The sequence below is a fragment of the Paucibacter sp. PLA-PC-4 genome, from assembly GCF_026241155.1.
Taxonomy (GTDB): domain Bacteria; phylum Pseudomonadota; class Gammaproteobacteria; order Burkholderiales; family Burkholderiaceae_C; genus Roseateles_E.
The window spans coordinates 263,215-279,775 of sequence record NZ_JAPFGP010000005.1; the positions used below are offsets into that span (position 1 = coordinate 263,215).

General features: G+C 63.6%; 17 protein-coding genes and 1 pseudogene. 10 read left to right on the forward strand and 8 right to left on the reverse strand.

The genetic code is table 11. The features are described 5' to 3' along the window. Positions 1-74: 74 nt before the first annotated feature. The 6 genes from OOZ63_RS10320 to OOZ63_RS10345 all read left to right on the forward strand — a co-directional run bounded on the left by OOZ63_RS10320 (position 75) and on the right by OOZ63_RS10345 (position 4,742). Positions 75-1,337, forward strand: a complete 1,263-nt coding sequence (locus OOZ63_RS10320; RefSeq protein ID WP_266005367.1) for an acyl-CoA dehydrogenase family protein — start codon at positions 75-77, stop codon at positions 1,335-1,337. Between the two features lie 80 nt (positions 1,338-1,417). Beyond that, entirely contained in the window at positions 1,418-2,911 is a 1,494-nt protein-coding gene (locus OOZ63_RS10325; protein ID WP_266005368.1) for a diguanylate cyclase, read from the forward strand. 16 nt (positions 2,912-2,927) lie between these two features. After that, positions 2,928-3,473, forward strand: coding sequence for an adenine phosphoribosyltransferase (locus OOZ63_RS10330; RefSeq protein WP_266005369.1), 546 nt, complete (start codon positions 2,928-2,930; stop codon positions 3,471-3,473). Between the two features lie 13 nt (positions 3,474-3,486). Further along, positions 3,487-3,720, forward strand: coding sequence for a DUF2805 domain-containing protein (locus OOZ63_RS10335; protein ID WP_266005370.1), 234 nt, complete (start codon positions 3,487-3,489; stop codon positions 3,718-3,720). Further along, on the forward strand, positions 3,720-4,082 hold the full coding sequence (locus tag OOZ63_RS10340) for a DUF2237 family protein (protein WP_266005407.1): 363 nt from the start codon (positions 3,720-3,722) through the stop codon (positions 4,080-4,082). The genes OOZ63_RS10335 and OOZ63_RS10340 overlap by 1 nt, the downstream gene beginning before the upstream one ends. A gap of 456 nt (positions 4,083-4,538) precedes the next feature. Next, entirely contained in the window at positions 4,539-4,742 is a 204-nt protein-coding gene (locus OOZ63_RS10345; protein WP_266005371.1) for a hypothetical protein, read from the forward strand. A gap of 38 nt (positions 4,743-4,780) precedes the next feature. Here the strand turns inward: OOZ63_RS10345 and OOZ63_RS10350 are convergent, their stop codons facing one another. Together OOZ63_RS10350 and OOZ63_RS10355 are read right to left on the reverse strand one after the other, a co-directional pair. Continuing rightward, complete coding sequence (locus OOZ63_RS10350; RefSeq protein ID WP_266005372.1) at positions 4,781-5,785, reverse strand: FecR family protein; 1,005 nt, start codon at positions 5,783-5,785, stop codon at positions 4,781-4,783. Positions 5,786-5,874: 89 nt separating this feature from the next. Further along, on the reverse strand, positions 5,875-6,354 hold the full coding sequence (locus tag OOZ63_RS10355; protein WP_266005373.1) for an RNA polymerase sigma factor: 480 nt from the start codon (positions 6,352-6,354) through the stop codon (positions 5,875-5,877). A gap of 130 nt (positions 6,355-6,484) precedes the next feature. Here OOZ63_RS10355 and OOZ63_RS10360 point away from each other — a divergent pair, with 130 nt between their 5' ends. The 3 genes from OOZ63_RS10360 to OOZ63_RS10370 all read left to right on the forward strand — a co-directional run bounded on the left by OOZ63_RS10360 (position 6,485) and on the right by OOZ63_RS10370 (position 10,013). Continuing rightward, positions 6,485-6,748, forward strand: coding sequence for a helix-turn-helix domain-containing protein (locus tag OOZ63_RS10360; protein WP_266005374.1), 264 nt, complete (start codon positions 6,485-6,487; stop codon positions 6,746-6,748). A 1,672-nt stretch (positions 6,749-8,420) separates the two neighbouring features. Further along, complete coding sequence (locus tag OOZ63_RS10365) at positions 8,421-9,653, forward strand: S8 family peptidase (RefSeq protein WP_266005375.1); 1,233 nt, start codon at positions 8,421-8,423, stop codon at positions 9,651-9,653. Between the two features lie 48 nt (positions 9,654-9,701). Then, entirely contained in the window at positions 9,702-10,013 is a 312-nt protein-coding gene (locus OOZ63_RS10370) for a hypothetical protein (RefSeq protein ID WP_266005376.1), read from the forward strand. Between the two features lie 77 nt (positions 10,014-10,090). On the opposite strand, the pseudogene OOZ63_RS10375 reads toward OOZ63_RS10370, so the two are convergent. The 6 genes and pseudogenes from OOZ63_RS10375 to istA form a co-directional block, all read right to left on the reverse strand. Further along, positions 10,091-11,067: pseudogene (locus OOZ63_RS10375) on the reverse strand (IS3 family transposase); the annotation flags it as partial. Between the two features lie 179 nt (positions 11,068-11,246). After that, positions 11,247-11,468, reverse strand: a complete 222-nt coding sequence (locus tag OOZ63_RS10380; protein WP_266005377.1) for a hypothetical protein — start codon at positions 11,466-11,468, stop codon at positions 11,247-11,249. Then, on the reverse strand, positions 11,465-12,262 hold the full coding sequence (locus tag OOZ63_RS10385) for an ExeA family protein (protein WP_266005378.1): 798 nt from the start codon (positions 12,260-12,262) through the stop codon (positions 11,465-11,467). The genes OOZ63_RS10380 and OOZ63_RS10385 overlap by 4 nt, the downstream gene beginning before the upstream one ends. Further along, on the reverse strand, positions 12,262-13,140 hold the full coding sequence (locus OOZ63_RS10390) for a DDE-type integrase/transposase/recombinase (protein ID WP_266005379.1): 879 nt from the start codon (positions 13,138-13,140) through the stop codon (positions 12,262-12,264). The genes OOZ63_RS10385 and OOZ63_RS10390 overlap by 1 nt, the downstream gene beginning before the upstream one ends. 68 nt (positions 13,141-13,208) lie before the next feature. After that, positions 13,209-14,054, reverse strand: coding sequence for an IS21-like element helper ATPase IstB (gene istB / locus OOZ63_RS10395; RefSeq protein WP_266005380.1), 846 nt, complete (start codon positions 14,052-14,054; stop codon positions 13,209-13,211). Beyond that, positions 14,051-15,574: an IS21 family transposase gene (gene istA, locus OOZ63_RS10400; protein WP_416234719.1), complete on the reverse strand. Its 1,524-nt coding sequence runs from the start codon at positions 15,572-15,574 to the stop codon at positions 14,051-14,053. The genes istB and istA overlap by 4 nt, the downstream gene beginning before the upstream one ends. A gap of 148 nt (positions 15,575-15,722) precedes the next feature. Here istA and OOZ63_RS10405 point away from each other — a divergent pair, with 148 nt between their 5' ends. Further along, positions 15,723-16,526 carry an IS3 family transposase gene (locus tag OOZ63_RS10405; protein ID WP_416234721.1) on the forward strand — a complete coding sequence of 268 codons (804 nt, stop codon included), beginning with the start codon at positions 15,723-15,725 and terminating at the stop codon, positions 16,524-16,526. Positions 16,527-16,561: the final 35 nt, after the last annotated feature.

Consider the following 16,561-nt stretch of genomic DNA (forward strand, 5'->3'; position numbering starts at 1 on the left):
GCCGCCTGGGCGACAGGCGAGGCCAGCGGCTTGCGCCACACTCCGGGCACGGCAGCCAACAAGGACGCGTGATCATGAACTTCGACTACAGCCCCAAGGTCCAGGAGATGCGCGAGCGCCTGCTGGCCTTCTTCGATCAGCACATCTACCCCAACGAGCATCGATTCCATGCCGAGATCGAGGCCAACCGCCGCGCCGGCAATGCCTGGCTGCCGACCACGCTGATCGAGGAGCTCAAGCCGCTGGCGCGCCAGGCCGGGCTGTGGAATCTGTTCCTGCCGCAGTCGCCGCGCGCGCCGCAGGGCCTGTCCAATCTCGAATATGCGCCGCTGTGCGAGATCATGGGCCGTGTGCATTGGGCGCCCGAGGTCTTCAACTGCTCAGCCCCGGACACCGGCAACATGGAAACCATCGCCCGCTACGGCAGCGAGGCCCACAAGGATCGCTGGCTGGAGCCGCTGCTCAAGGGCGAGATCCGCTCGGCCTTTCTGATGACCGAGCCCGAGGTGGCGTCATCGGACGCCACCAATATCCAGTGCCGCATCGAGCGCGAGGGCGATGAGTATGTGATCAACGGCACCAAGTGGTGGTCTTCGGGCGCCGGCGACCCGCGCTGCGCGATCTACATCCTGATGGGCAAGACCGACCCGGGCGCCGGCCGCCACGAGCAGCAGTCGATGGTGCTGGTGCCGGCCGACACCCCGGGCATCACGATCAAGCGCGCGCTGTCGGTGTTCGGCTACGACGACGCGCCGCACGGCCATATGGAGATCGTGCTGAAGAATGTGCGGGTGCCGGTGGCCAATATCCTGCTCGGCGAGGGACGCGGCTTCGAGATCGCCCAGGGCAGGCTGGGCCCCGGCCGCATCCACCACTGCATGCGCTCGATTGGTGCGGCCGAGCGGGCGCTGGAGCTGATGTGCGAGCGCGCGATTGCCCGCAGCGCCTTCGGCAAGACCATCGCCCAGCAGACCGTGACCCAGGAGCGCATCGCCGAAGCGCGCTGCAGCATCGAGCAGGCACGGCTGCTGACGCTGAAGGCCGCCTACATGATGGACACGGTGGGCAACAAGGTGGCCAAGGCCGAGATCGCGATGATCAAGATCGTCGCGCCGACGATGGCGCTGAAGATCATCGACTGGGCGATCCAGGTCTATGGTGGCATGGGGGTCTCGCAGGACACCCCGCTGGCGATGATGTGGGCGCACCAGCGCACCCTGCGCCTGGCCGACGGCCCCGATGAGGTGCACCGCAACTCGCTGGCCAAGCTGGAGTTGGCCCGTCATATGAAGCTGCCGGCCGACAAGGTCGAGATGCCCATCACAAGAGGCGGCTGAAACAAACTCCCCCGCTAGGGGGTCTGTCACTGAGCGGGAGGGCCCGCTAGCATCCGTCGCTTGTTCCGCAAAGCAACAAGATGCAACGCCCCAAGCTCTCCCGCGCATGGCCGCCCCTGGCTTTTGGCCTGGTGCTGGCACTCCAGGCCACGGTGCTGATCAGCAGCCTGGGCGGCTGGGTGGACCGCGCCTGGCTGCCTTGGCTGAGCATGGCCAGCCTGGGTCTGAGCGCCCTGGTGGCCGGGCTTGCGCTGATGGCGATGGCCCATGCCCGGGCCCGTGCTGAGCGGGCCCAACGCACGCTGGAAGAAGCCATCGACGCGCTGCCGGCCAGTGTCGAGATTTTCGACGCGCAGGACAAGCTGGTCGCTTTTAACAAGCGGCTGGTCGAGATCTATCCCCATATGCTCAGAGAGTTCGAGCGCGGTGCGAGCTTCGAGGAGCTGGCGCGTTCTTCGCTTGCCATCAAGGGGGTACCCGAGGCGATCGGCCGCGAAGAGGAATGGCTGGCCGAGCGCAAGCGAAACCGCGGCCAGCAGCGCGCGCCGCTGCTGCAGCGCGTGCATGGCGAGACCTGGCTGCGCATCTTCGAGCGCCGTACGCCCTCGGGCGGCATGGTGGGCGTGCGCCTGGAGGTCAGCGACCTGGTCCATGAGCAGCAGCGCCTGGCTGCCAGCCAGGCCCATCTGCAGGCTCTGATCAATGCGGCCACCAACGGCATCGTGACGCTGGACACCGGCGGACATATGCTGGAAGTCAACCCCGCCTGCGCCCAGCTCTTCGGCTTCAGCGCGCCGGAGCTGCGCGGCGGCCATCTGAGCATGCTGATACAGGGCGTTCCCAGCAACCCGCAAGACCTGACCAAGAACGCGTCACTGAACGGCGGCAGCCAGGAGTTCAGCGCCCGCCACCGCGACGGCCGCGAGCTGGCCGTTCACCTGTCGGTCGCCGAGGTCAAGACTGCCACCACCCATCTGTTCGTCGGCATCATCACCGACTTCAGCGAACGCAAACGCCAGGAGATGCGGCTGCGCCAGGCCAACGAGCTGTTGGCCCGCCAGTCCACCACCGACGGGCTGACCGGCGTCGGCAACCGCCGCCTGTTCGACCAGGCGCTGCAGATCGAGTGGCAACGCAGCGCCCGCTCCGGTAAACCCCTGGCGATGCTGCTGGTCGATATCGACCATTTCAAGCAGTACAACGATCACTACGGCCATGTCGCCGGCGACGACTGCCTGCGCCGCGTCGCCACCCTGCTGCGCAGCTGTGTGGGCCGCGGCGGCGAGCCGGTGTGCCGCTACGGCGGCGAGGAGTTCGCCGTGCTGCTGGTCGACACGGACCTGGCCGGCGCCCAGGTGGTGGCACAGCGCATCCTCGACAGCGTGCGGCTGGCCGCCATCGATCACGCCGCCTCGCCGGTGCGCCACAGCGTTTCGCTGAGCATAGGCGTGACAGCGCGCGTCGCCGAAGCCCAGCTGGCGGCCCTGCACCTCATCGAGCTGGCCGATGCGGCCCTCTACCAGGCCAAGCAGGCCGGGCGCGCCCGCATGGTCTGCAGTCCGCTGGTGGCCTGATTTACCATCGGCGCCTATGCCGACCACCGCCGCCGACTACATCAAGAGCCATATCCGCACCGTGCCCGACTGGCCCAGCGCGGGCGTGCAGTTCCGTGACATCACGCCGCTGCTGTCCAATCCGCGCGTGTTCCGCGTGCTCATCGACCAGTTCGTGCACCGCTATTTCGACGCTAAGCCGACGGCCATCGCCGGCCTCGACGCGCGCGGCTTCATCATTGGCTCGGTGCTGGCCTACGAGCTGAACATCGGCTTCATCCCGATCCGCAAGAAGGGCAAGCTGCCCTTCACGACGGTGGAGGAAACCTATGAGCTGGAATACGGCAGCGCCACAGTGGAGATGCACACCGACGCCGTCAAGCCCGGCGACCGCATCGTGCTGATCGACGACCTGATCGCCACCGGCGGCACGATGATGGCCGGCGCCAAGCTGCTGCAGCGTCTGGGCGCTCAGGTGGTGGAGGGCGCGGCCATTGTCGACCTGCCCGAGCTCGGCGGCTCACGGCGCTTGCAAGAGAGCGGCCTGCCGCTGTTCACGCTGGTCGACTTCAACGGCCACTGAAGGACAATACACCATGGCCAAACCCATTCCCCGCCTCAGCCGCGAGCAGATCGACGCGGTCATCAAGACCGCCTGGGACGACACCCCGCCCTATAACAAGGTGCTGATGCAGCACGCCATCGGCCAAGGCGAACTGGTGCAGCTGATGAAGCGCGAACTGACCTCCAGCGCCTACAAGCTCTGGGCTGCCCAGGGCAAGGGCGTCAAGCCACCGAAGGCCAAGTCGACTTGGCCGCACGGCCGCTGATGCCGCAGGCACTCAATGTGCTGGGCACGCCGCTGGTGCCCTGCTCCTACGACCCGCTCACCGGCTTCTTCCGGGACGGCTGCTGCAATACCGATCAGCACGACCTCGGCAGCCATGTGATCTGCGCCAAACTCACGGCCGCTTTTCTGCAATTCTCGGCGCTGCGCGGCAACGACCTCAGCACGCCCCGCCCTGAGCAGCGCTTCCGAGGCCTCAAGCCGGGCGACCGCTGGTGCCTGTGCGCGCTGCGCTGGAGGCAGGCCTATGAGGCCGGCGTCGCCCCGCCGGTCGTCCTGGAGTGCACCCACGCTCGCGCTCTGCAATACGTCAGCCTGGAACAGCTGCGCGCAGCAACTGTGTGAGCTCCGAGCTCCTCCACTCCTAAAAAGAAGCCCGGCAAACCATCACGGCTGCCGGGCAAGTCTCAGGGCCATTGGAGGGAGGGAGGGAGGAAGAGCACCCTGAGTGAAGTCAATTTACCAACTCAAAGCACGCCTGCGCGTAGGACAAGGCCGCATTCGAGGCGCAGAGATCGGCTTCGCGTAACGCTCACTTCTCGATACAAAGTACGGTGATTGGCGGCGAGGCCGCGTGAATGCTGGCTTGCGAGTTCTGTCGACCTGCAGCATGGTCTGACCACCCCCTCAGCTCGCACGAGAACGGGCCGCCTGGATTCCTGATTCGGCAAAGCTTGACCATCAGCATCCGCCTTGTGACGTCCTACCGCTCCACCCCACTTGATGCCCTGAATGCGGGGGTGTCAGGCCATTCCAAACCGCTGCGCATGATCCTAGACTGGCCGCATGGACAACCTAATCATGAGCATCTACCTCTCGGTCGGGATCGTGCTGGCCTTCGCTTTCAGCAACCGCCGCGAGGTGCTTGGCGGACTGCCCGCCAGTCCTCATGACGATGGTTCAGACTCGCTGCTGTGGTTTGCCATGTGTGCCGGCTTTTGGCCACTGATGCTCGTCTCGGCGTTCTACACAAAGACCAGAAAATCACAGCACAAGCACCGCTGACCATTCGCCTCACCACATCCCAGCTTCTTGCAGGGGCACTACGCTGGTGCCAGTTCCAAGCGGTCCGGCAGTTCTCGAACCAGCAAACCGTGTAGCTTGGCCAATGCCCGCGCAAAGCCCAGGTTGTTGCCCGTCCTGAACACGCCACTGACCCGCAGGCCGCCAAGCGCGTCCGCATCAGCAAGACTGATCGGCATTGCGCTGTAGCGATTCATCTCGGCCACGGCCTCCGGCAAGGAGGCGTTGTCGAAGATCGCCTCGCCGCGCTTCCATGCCAGCACTTGGTCCACGTGGGGCCGGTCGAGCTGGGGCTTCAGCGCGGCAGCCACCTGACTGAGCTCTCGGCCAGCAACTCTCAAGCGCTGGCCCGACGTCATCTCGACGCCGTCCCGAGACTTTGCCGCAACACCGACCTCGCGCGCGCCACGCACCACCACCCTGCCTTCAACCAACGTGATGTCCACCGCATCCCCGCGGCCCTCGATGGCCGGCGTGTAGCGCACGACGAATGCCGTGCCCGTGGCAGTCACCTCGGACCCCGCGGCGCGCACAACAAACGGTCGGCTTGCCTCCTTGGCAACCTCGAACAGCGCCTCGCCGCCTTCCACATCCACGGCGCGCCGGTCCGAGCCCAGCGCCACCCTGACCCGCGTCGATGTGTTGAGCGACATGCGCGTGCCGTCCTGCAGCATCACCACGCGCTGTTCGCCGACCCCGGTGTCGTAAGTGTCACTCCCCCACCGAAGCTCGAACATAAGCGCGCCGACGATCAAAATCGTGGTCAGCGCGGCTGCAACCGGCCAGGGCTGAGCGCGCACCGTCTTTGCCGCACCGCTTGACGCGTTGAGGGCTGCAGCGCGCGCCACCGCCGTCCGGTCCACGCCTGCGGCCTCCATCCAGAGATCCGTACCCCGCTCGAAGGCAGTCCGATGAGCGGCAGAGCGCATCTGCCAGGCTCGGCATTCGCGTTCCATGTGATTCGATCGATCCGGCCCGTGTAGCCGGGCGATCCAGACCGCCGCCTCGGCCGCAATCTCTCGCATCACGACAGGCTCGGTCTCCTGCCGTGCTTGTGCTCGAGCGGGTTCTTGTCCGTTGTCTTGCCCTTCCCGCTCATCGCCTTGACGCACGTTCACCAGTCCTGCATCCCGGTAATGAGTTGCATCGTGGCTTTGGCGACATGCTTCTCCACCGTGCTGATGCTCAAGCCGTGATGATCGGCGATCTCCCGGTAGGTCAGTCCATCCAGGCGGTGGGCCAGGAAGATGTCCCGGCTCTTCTCGCTCAGCCGCCCCAAGCAGTAGTGCAGCCGCGCCAGTCGCTCACGACCCAGCACCACGGCCTCGACGGGCGGCGAGTCGTCCACCAGGATCACCTCTTCGAGCACGACCTGCTCGCCATGGGTGACACGGCCCCGGTGCTCATCGATAGCCAGGTTCAGCGCGGTCTGCATCAGGAAGGCCTCGGGCTTGTCGACGACCTGCTCACGCTCGTAGCGGGCCAGCCGCACCCAGGCTTCCTGGACGATGTCTTCCGCATCCTGAGTCGAGCTACCGCGCCGCCGCAGGGCGTCTCGGATACGTGAGAAGACCGGAGGTAGATGCTTCTTCATGGTGAGCTCCCTTCCGTGGGGGTCTGAGACCGAGCGATCGAGATCGCTTCTGTAGCTGATTTTGGAATGTTAGACGATTTTCGTCTATTTCTTCAAAGGCATCAAGGTACAGCCCGCACCAAGCTGGCCGATGCAAAAGAACCTCCACACCCAAGACCAACTACTGCTTCGCGAGCTGCTGATTGAATACCGTAATGCAGCTGGCATCACTCAGGCAGCATTGGCTGCCCGACTTCAATGGGAGCAGACGCATATAAGCAGAGTCGAACGCGGTGTTCGCCGCCTGGACGTGCTTGAGCTACGTCATTGGGTCAGCGCAATGGGTGTTGCCCTTCCTGACTTCATCGAGAAGTTGGAACAACGACTAGGATCGCATTCGCCCCCGCGACTCTAGAGGTAGGGTTGTCCGAGTTTCTGTGTGCATGGCTTTGAAGAAGGGCCCGCGCGCATAGCGGCTGAAGATCGGCGTGATGCGAACCGGGCGCGATTAGCACGTTAAGGGGCGGGTCTGGTGAATCGATCTCAGCGGGCAATCGCGAACTTGTTCATCGCCTGTCACCACTGCTTGGCCGCACGCGCGGCGCCAGCCTGATCAGCTTCTAGAACGGGGACCGCTGACCTTTTCGAGCGGTGCGGTGGTCGATTGATTGGTTGGTTGGTTGATGGGGCGACCATCGATCAACGATCGATACTGATGAGAATCCGTAGATATCTATGCACCTAAGTCACGACATGCATAGATTTTCGAGAAATTTATGCATGTTCTGATCGGCGCCAGCCACTTCGAGAGCAGCGCTGGTTTGGGTACTGGCTTCTCATGCAACCATCCGCTACCGCCGCTGCGGCAGGTCCAAACGCTCTAGCCCCCTCAGACACTCCCGGATCACAACAACCAGGAAGTCTGGTCGAACGACATTCATGATGGCCGGCGGTGAAGAGCCGATAACGGCGTCGCCGCTATGGCCCCATGGCCACCGGCAGTGCCGATTGGGAGGGGTTCAGACTGGCGGGTTCAGGTCTCAGGAAGAGGTCGCCGCCGTGCCAGGTAACCAGTTGAATCCAGAAGAAGAGTCGGACAGCACGGGATGTCTTGCAGCAGACCTTTTATTTCCCGATACAAATTACGGTGGTTGACCGCTAGGCCGCATGAATGCTGGGTTCCTCCTTCTGTCGAAATGCAGCATGGACTCAAACTTGGACTCAAGCACGCCTGGGTGCTTTTCAAATAGTCTGAGCGGCGTCTTTTAGGTGGGGCGGATCGATACCAGATCTGCAAGACATCAGCCGTCCATCCGCAAGTCCCAGGCTTGGCCCCAAATCGTGATCAGCTCTTCCGCGCCTCGGGTGCAGGCTGCTGGTGGCCAACTTCTTCCGAATGGCTGCATCATGAATACGGGCGATGAGCTGTTCCAGCGGTGCGCTGGTCGGTGAGGCGGCCATGGATCAATGTCCGATATCGCTAGAAAACCGTAGATATCTATGCATCTTGGTCACGACATGCACAGATTTTTGAAGAATTTATGCACGTCCTGACGGTCGCCGGCCACATCGAGAGCAGCCCCGGCTTGGCTACTGTGCTCTCACGCAACCATCCGCTCCCGTCGCTGATGTCGAATACCGGGTTCTTCGGGCTGCTGCCGCACAGGGTCTTGTAGCCGTGCAGCACGGTCTCCCGCTTTCCAAAGTCCGAGTGCCGTGAATCGCCAGGGTGATTCAATGTCTCAGAGAATCCGGGCAGGTCAACGCTGCTCATTGCGGGCCAATCTGCGACGCTAGTCGAGCACTTGCGAACCTCAAAGATGTGGGCGCAAATCGTGCTCGGCAAACACTCAGTTTTCACACCACGGGGCGCTTAATCCGCCAGCAACGTCAACGCGCATTGCGCGCTTGGTTTTGCAGACTGACCCTAGCAATCGCGCTCGTCCTGCGACTGGTCCGTGACCCACAAGATGGCGACCGCCCCAAACAATCCCCTGGAATCCAGTTATTGCGGCAACCGTGCTCACTGCTATCCTGCTGCGCAGCCGTTCCAAAAGCGACAATCTAAAGATGCGAAAGGGAGTCCAATGCGGATCAGCACCGAGGCGCAGCCTCCATCCGAGGACTGGAAGTATGAGGTGGTGGCGCTTGCCAAACCTAAGCACGGCGGCCGGTTACCCCATGCCTCACCTTCACCTGGCGCGGAACTTCGCGACCTCATCGCCACGGGCAGGGCAGAGCGCGTCTTTGCGCCCATGCGCGCCAGCTCGTCCGCCGACGGGTTCCGTTTCCCCCTAATCTACACCCTCAAGGTTCAAAGCCGCAGGCATGGCGAGGATCTCGTGGAGCGTCTTCGACATGACTCCGAAGGCTTCACCGTCTACATCGCCCCCACGCGCTACCTCGCGCCAGCACGGCGCGCGCAGCAGCGCAGCGCCGGCGCTGCCGCGGGCACTTCAGCAAGCTTCAACGACTGGGGCATGCAATACGTCAATGCTCATGCCAGCGGGGCCATCAACGCTTCGGCCATCAAGGTGGCTGTTGTGGACACCGGCGTTGACGCTTCGCATCCCGATCTGGTCGGTGCGATAGACACCTACATCAATTGCACCAGTGAGCCGGACGAGGACCTGGTTGGACACGGCACCCATGTGTGCGGGATCCTCGCGGGCACTGGGACGCCGCCCTCCGGCATGCGCGGCGCCAGCAACGCGCGTCTGGTGGTCATCAAGGGTCTAGGGCTACATTACCGGGCCACGGACTACTACCGCGCCCTGGGCGAGGCAATGCAGCGCGCCTTCATCATTAATCTAAGCCTGGGCGGGCCCGATCACGATCCTACGGAGGAACTCTTGATTGCCCAGGCGTTGCAGGCGGGCGCAGTGGTCATCGCTGCAGCGGGCAACGATTCCGACAACGGCGCCGCCCCGAACTTTCCGGCGAAACTGCAGGACGTGATTGCCGTTGGCGCCATCGATGATCAAGGTCAGCGAGCGGACTTCAGCAATGCCGGCCCTCACGTGGCGCTGGTCGCTCCCGGCGTGGATATCTGGTCAACGGTGCCAACTAGTTCCACCGCCTCGCTCTTCAAGGGCCAGTCTGGCTACGGTTCGTGCTCGGGCACGTCAATGTCGGCACCCTTCGTCACGGCCTTGGCCGCTCGGGTCGCTGCCGCCCAGTCACAACCCGGCATGGCGCTTGCCCCAACCATTCGTGCGAACCTGCCCATAGAACGTTGCCCCAACCAGACGAAAAAGACGCATGATTTGGGGGTTGGATACCTGCGCTGGGGCGGCACAATTCGGTTGAACTCGCCTTAAGGGTATCGGCTGGCACAATCTAATTATGAGCAACCTCAAAGTGCGTCTATGACGTACGAAACCATCACTGTGAAGGTTAAGGTGCCTGAGTTTGGGGGCGCATCCCCATCTCAGTCCGAGTGGTACGAATTTCTCCAGCGCTTTTGCGACCGCTTGCTGGATAAGAGGATTGCTGAGGCGGCCCAGGTCAACGTCGTGTTCCCAGGTAATCCCAACCCAGCCATGGCCACCATCTTCACGCTTGAGATCGAGGCCCGGCCCAGAGATCTGGAGCGTCCGCTGCACGAGCTGCAGGGTACGCCTGGCATTCAGTATGCTCACCTGGCGCCCTCAAGGCGCTCCATGACTGCGGCGCCATAGAGTACGGCTGACGGGCGGCAGCGTTTCACTGTCGTGGTCAAGTTTTTTCGGACAGTCCGATAAGGGGACTTTGAAATTTAATGGGCGGCAGCGTGCTGCTGCTCGTAGTTGCTTGGGGATCGATAGCCCAGCGTCGAATGCAGGCGCACCGGGTTGTAGAAGTTGGCGATGTAGTCAGCGATGTCGGCCTGGGCTTCAGGATGATTGGCGTAGTCGCGTTGCCAGACCCGTTCCATTTTGAGGTTCAAGAAGAAGCGTTCCATCACGACGTTATCCCAGCAATTTCCCTTGCGGCTCATGCTGCACACGAGGCCGTGACGGGCAAGAAGCGCCGTGTGAGCCTGACTGGCATATTGGCTGCCGCGATCCGAGTGGACCAGCAAGCCGGGGCCGGGCTTGCGGCTGGCGATAGCCAGACTTAGCGCCGCACACACCAGATCGGCCGGCATGCTCGGCGCCATTGCCCAACCTACGATCTTGCGCGAGAACAGATCCAGCACGACCGCCGGGTAGAGCCAGCCGCTGCGCGTGCGGATGTAGGTCATGTCGCTGACCCATGCTTCATTGGGCCGTGCCGGCTTGAACCGACGGGCCAGCACATTGCCCGCGACGGGCAGCTCATGACGGCTGTCCGTGGTGTGAACGAACTTGCGCCGCCAAAGCGTTTGCAGCCCGTTACTGCGCATCAACTGGCGCGTTCGATAGCGACCCACCGCCATGCCCTTGGCTCTCAACGCCGCGCTCAGCCGGCGGCTGCCGTAGGTGCGTCCGCTCGCATCGAATTCCGCTTTGGCATGAACGACCAAGGCGCTGGCCTGTCTGGGCTCATGCAGGCGCTTACGGGCCGCGTAGAAGCCCGATCGGCTCACGCCCAATACCCGGCACCACTGGCTCACGGTGGCCTTCTTCGCATCGACTGTGGACTCAGTCAGGTGATGAATCATTTCATCTCTCGGGCGAAGAAGGCGGACGCTTTTTTTAACAATGCGTTGTCCGACTTGAGCTGTTGGTTCTCGGCTTCCAGCTGCCGAATTCGTTGCTGCTCGGGCGTCAGCGTGTTGTCGTTCAAGTAATGTCACCGCCTGTTTGTCAGGCTGATTGGTGAAGGCTGGCGGCCTGATTGGCGAAGTGATTCACCGCGGTGGAGCGTGTGGCGAGGTGAGGCAAAGCGGCGCAGCAAACACAACGGCCCGGGACTACCGGGCCGTTGTGCGTTTGGGGGCGAAGGGGCGATCAGAATGGCGCGTCGCGTGGGTCGTGGTCGCGGGACGCGAGGTTGAGGTAATGGCGATCGACGGCGCGCTTGCGCTGGCGACGCTGGCATCGACGGGCCTGATCGCCGTAGTGGTGCTGGGCGATACCCAGGAGCTGTTCGAGGATGTCGATCAGATGCACGGCGGCCTGGTCGGACAGCTTGGGCATCAGCAGGGGAACGAAGATGGTGCGGTGGGTCATTGAAGCTCCTCGACGGCGCTGTGAAGGTGCTCGGCGCTGACCAAGCGGGAGTTGGCCAGGGCGGCGGCTGAGAGGGCGTAATGGGCGATGCGGTTGATGCGCCGAGGCAGGCCGTGGCTGGCTTGGTACAGCGCCTCCTGGGCAGCGGGCTCGAACAGCGCCACGGTGGTGCCGGCCAAGCGCAGGCGGTGGGCGAGGTAGTCGGCAAGCTCATCGCGAGCCAGGCCGGTGAGATGCAGCCGCACGATGATGCGCTGGGTCAGCGACTCGTGCACGGCCATGGCCATGCGCCGACGCAACTCGCTCAGCCCCACCAGCAGCAGGCACAGCCGAGGCTCGGAATCCATGGCGTAGTTGGTGAGCAGGCGCAGGTCTTCGAGCACGTCGTTGCGCAGGTGGTGGGCCTCGTCGACGACGAGCACGGGCAGGACGCGGCACTCGGTGTACAGGCGGCAGACCTCGGTGTGGATAGCGCGGTAGGCGCTGGCGCGGTTGCGCTCGATGGGCAGGCCCAACTGCCAGGCGATGGCCTTGTACATGTCCATGACGTTGCCGGTGGACAGCGGGATGTAGAACAGGCGGTGCAAGCCCGGGTGCAGCGTGGCGGCGAGCTGGCGGCACACGGTGGTCTTGCCCGAGCCGACCTCGCCGGTGATCAGCCCGATGCCGCGCAGTTGGACCAGGTGCGCCAGGCGAGCTTGCGCCTCGCGGGTGGCGACCGAGGCGAACAGTTCATCGGGCTCGGGCGCGCGCTCGAAGGGGAACTGGGTCAGGCCGAAGTGTTGCAGGTACATCAGCGTGGCTCCTGGTCGTCGGGGTTGGCGTCGGAGTTGGCGGGTGGGGCAAGCAAGTTGCGCAGTGCCAGGGAACTGACGCGCGGGGCTGAGGCCTGCTCGGGCGATGCGGCCGGGGCTGGCGGGGAGGCGTCCTCGATCGTCTGGGTAGGGCGGCGCCGGCGCACGAAGCAGTTGGCGTAGGCGTCCACGGGCTTGGCGCACACGACCAAGCGGCCCTCATGCCAGACCTCGATGCCGCGGCTGGCGGGGACGCTGGGGTCGTAGCGCAGCAGGACGGTCTGGCCCACCAGGGCGGCGTCGACCTCGAAGGCGGTGCCGTTGAGGCTGACGGTGTGGTCGCGCTGCACACGGCGCTTGGCCTCGAACAGGAAAAGCGCGTCGAGGTTCAGATCGGGCTCGAGCAGCCGGGGCGCGCGGCTGGCGGCCCAGCGATCCAGCGGCGTGTCGCCGTCCAGGCCGCGGTGAGGGTGGTGGTGGTACTCGGTCTCGACCCAGGCCCACAAGCGGCGATTGAGTGCTTGCAAACTGGCCGTGTCGGCCTCGCTGAGCGTGGGCAGCAGCTGAGCCCTCACGGTCCTAACAAAGCGTTCCTGCTTGCCCTTGCCGGCCGGCTGAAACGGTCGGGCATGGATGAGCGCGATGCCCAGCTTGGCGCAGACCAGGGCGAGTTGCTGGGAGCGGTAGTTGGCGCCGTTGTCGACATACAGGCGCTGGGGAAGACCGCGGCGAATGAGGGCCTGCTTGAATACGGGCAGGAACGCTTGGGTGTTCTCGGACAGGGCGAAGGCGCAGTACGGCACGACCCGGGTGGCATCGTCGAGGAAGGCGATCAGGTAGGCCTTGCGCCGTGTGCGCGAGCCTTTGGATAGCGTCAAGCAGGATGTCCGGTGCAGCGACATTCATCTTGGCCGGTTGGAGGGCATGAATGTCGTTGTTTAGCGGGTCATGGCTTGGGCTCCTTGGGATGTTTGTCGTTGTCGCTGGCTGATTGACGTTTGCGACTGACTCTCTCGGCTTCGCGCTGGGTTTTCTGGTTGCGTTCGGCGGCCTTGCCTCGGTAGCTCTCAACGTTGTGAAGCTCGAAGATCGTCGAGTGGTGAACCAGGCGGTCGATGGCGGCCACGGTCATTCCCGGATCCGGGAACACTTCGGTCCACCCTGAGAATGGCTGGTTGGCGGTGACGAGAATGCTGCGGCGCTCGTACCGTTCGGCGATCAGCTCGAACAGCACGCTGGTTTCGGCCTGGTCCTTGCGAACGTACGAGATGTCGTCAAGGATGAGCAAGTCGTACCGATCGAGCTTGGTCAGCGCCTGGGGCAGCTGAAGGGCCTGGCGGGCTGCTTGGAGCCGCTGCACGAGCTCGCTGGTGCGCATGTAAAGCACGCGGTATCCGGCGTCGATCAGCGCATGGCCGATGGCGCATGCCAAGTGACTTTTACCCACGCCTGGGGGACCGAAGATCAGGCAGGTGGCGCCCTTGTCGATCCAAGCGTTGCCGCTGGCCAGCGCCATGACATGCGCCTTGGACAGCAACGGGACTTCGGCGAACTCGAAGCTGGCCAGCGTCTTGGTCGCATCAAGCTGCGACTCATCGCGATGACGTTGCAAACGCCGCATGGCGCGCTCGTTAACCTCGTGTTCGAGCAGCGCTCCCAAGAAGCGCGCGGCCGGCCAGCCTTCCTTGTCGGAGCGCTCAGCAAGCTCTGTCCACAATCGGCCGATCGTCGGTAGGCGCAGCTCGGTCAACATCAGCGCATTACGCCCGGGCTCATAAGTGGCCGCGCTCATGCGTGCACCTCATCGAGTTCGTTTGGCTGCGCACTGGGTAGCAACGCGTCGTAGCGGCTCGCCGGCGGGATCTTGACGGTGATCAACGGGACAGCCGTCTTGCGAGGGGCCAGGTCACTGCGCAACTGCTCCACATCTGGCAGTTCACCGAGCGCCAGGAGCATCTCCAGGCGTTGAGCCAACACAGCTTCCACGCCGTCATTGGCGGCCATGTCCAGCAGCGCAACCATGATGTGGCACGCTTGGCGTTGGGTGAGCTTGATATCGAGCTGCTCCCAGGTGCGGCGGTATGCATCGCGCGGGAACAAGGCATCGCGGAACGCCAGGCCCTTGAAGGCCTGAGGCTTGCGCTTGAGCGCCTCGGTGAAGTGCCGGTAGTCAATCACGCGACCCCGTCCCGTGATGGGCAATCGGGTTCCACGGGCGAGCGTGAGCACGCAGGTGCCCGACAGGTAGCAGTCCAGCCGGTCGCTATAAAGCCGCACCTTCAAGGTGTGGCCGATGAGGCGTGATGGAGCGCTGTACAGAATCGCGCGAACGGTGAAGGTGCCGCAGCGCGTGACGCGTGCCTCCTCCTCGACGAAGTCCGTGGTGCGTCGGACCGGTAGTTCCTGCAACTGCGCCCGTTCTATGGTGAACGCCGCTGCGTTGCGTCGGTTGCGTCGCATCACGACCTCGCGCACGAAGTTCTCATAGGCAGGGCGGTCGTCGAAGTCTCGATGTCCGCGCAGCAGCAGGGCCTGCTCGATCGCTTCCTTGAGGAATCGGTGCGACGACTCGACACTCCCGTTCTCGTGGCCCAGGCCGCGGTTGTTGCGTGTGGCGCTCATGCCGTAGTGATCGAGAAGCGAGGCGTAGCGCACCGTGAAGTCTTCTTCCTCGCTCAGGTTCTTGAACGCTGCCGACAGGCTGTCTGAGCGGTGCTCCTGCGGCGCGCCACCGGCTTGCCACAAGGCGTTCTGCAGCCCTTTGGACAGCGCCTCGAAACTCTCGCCGCCTTCGACCACCTCGGTGTGCTCCCAGCGCGAGAACGCCAGCACGAAGTGGTACAGGATGTGCACGAACGCGGCGCCTGCGATGGTGATCATCAAGTCAGCCATCGCGGTGAAGTCCGAGAGGCCGCGATGACCGGGCGCGTATACCTGAGGGAAGAACACTTCCTTTGGCGGACCCTCCAGGGCTCGCCACTGCCGGATGTGGCGCTGCAGTGTGCGCAGCATGCCATCAGCGAAGCGGTCGGGATGATCGTTCTGCAGCTTGCGCAGCAGAGTCACGGCCATCAACTTCGGCGCGTTCTTGAGCAGGGGCACGATCTCCGTATCCCAGACGTCGACGAACGGATCGGCCCGCGCGCGCCAATAGCGTCGCGGCGTCTGTGAAGGTAGTAGGCCCGTCTTGTCTATGCGACGCGCGCTGCGTTCGCTGATGCCGGACTTGGCTGCGGCCAGCTCTTGAGAATTCTGCTTGCGGTGGGTCATGTAGAGGCGTACCTGCTGATCGGTGATTCGAGTACCTGGCACTGGGTCGACCTCTTCTGAGACCTGAACCCGCCAGTCTGAACCCCTCCAACTCGGCACTGCCGGTGGCCCGGTGGACGTAACAGCTAAGCCGTTATCGACTCTTCACCACCGGCCATCATGAATGTCGTTTGAGCGGACTTCCTGATTGTTGTTATCCACCCGTCTGGCCGATCAGGGGCGCTACATCGCCAGCGAGTCGACGCTATACCGGCTGCTGCATCAAGCCGGTCAGATGCGTCACCGTCGGCTGGAGCGAGTACCGCAAAAGCGCACCAAACCGCGAGCGCTGGCGGCAACGCGGCCTGACCAGGTGTTTTGTTGGGATATCACCTACCTGCCCACGTGCGTGCGCGGCATCCACTTCTATCTGTACCTGTTCGTCGATCTCTTCAGCCGCAAGATCGTGGGCTGGCAGGTGTTCGACAGCGAGAGTGCGGAGTTGGCTGCGGGGCTGCTGCAGGACATCTGCGCCAGGCAGGGCATCGCCGCAGGCCAGCTTGTAGTTCATTCGGACAATGGCTCGCCGATGAAGGGCGAAACGATGCTAGCGACCATGCAGCGCCTGGGCGTGGCGCCGAGCCGAAGCCGGCCGTCAGTGAGCAACGACAACCCCTATTCGGAATCGCTGTTCCGCACCCTGAAATATCGACCGGAGCTGCCGGTCAAACCGTTTGAGACTTTGCTGCAGGCACGCCGCTGGGCCACCGCGCTCGTGCGTTGGTACAACGAGGAGCACCGGCATAGCGCGATCGGCTTCGTGACGCCCAATCAACGCCATGCTGGGCAAGACGTGACCCTGCTAGCCAACCGTGCCGACGTCTACGAACTGGCGCGCCGAGCCAATCCACGGCGCTGGTCAAAGCACACCCGTACCTGGCGATATGTCCATCAGGTCAATCTGAATCCTGAGACACCAAACAAGGAGATCAACGCCTACAAAGAAGCCGCTTGAACTGACACCCTCACGCGACAACTACGTTGACAGCC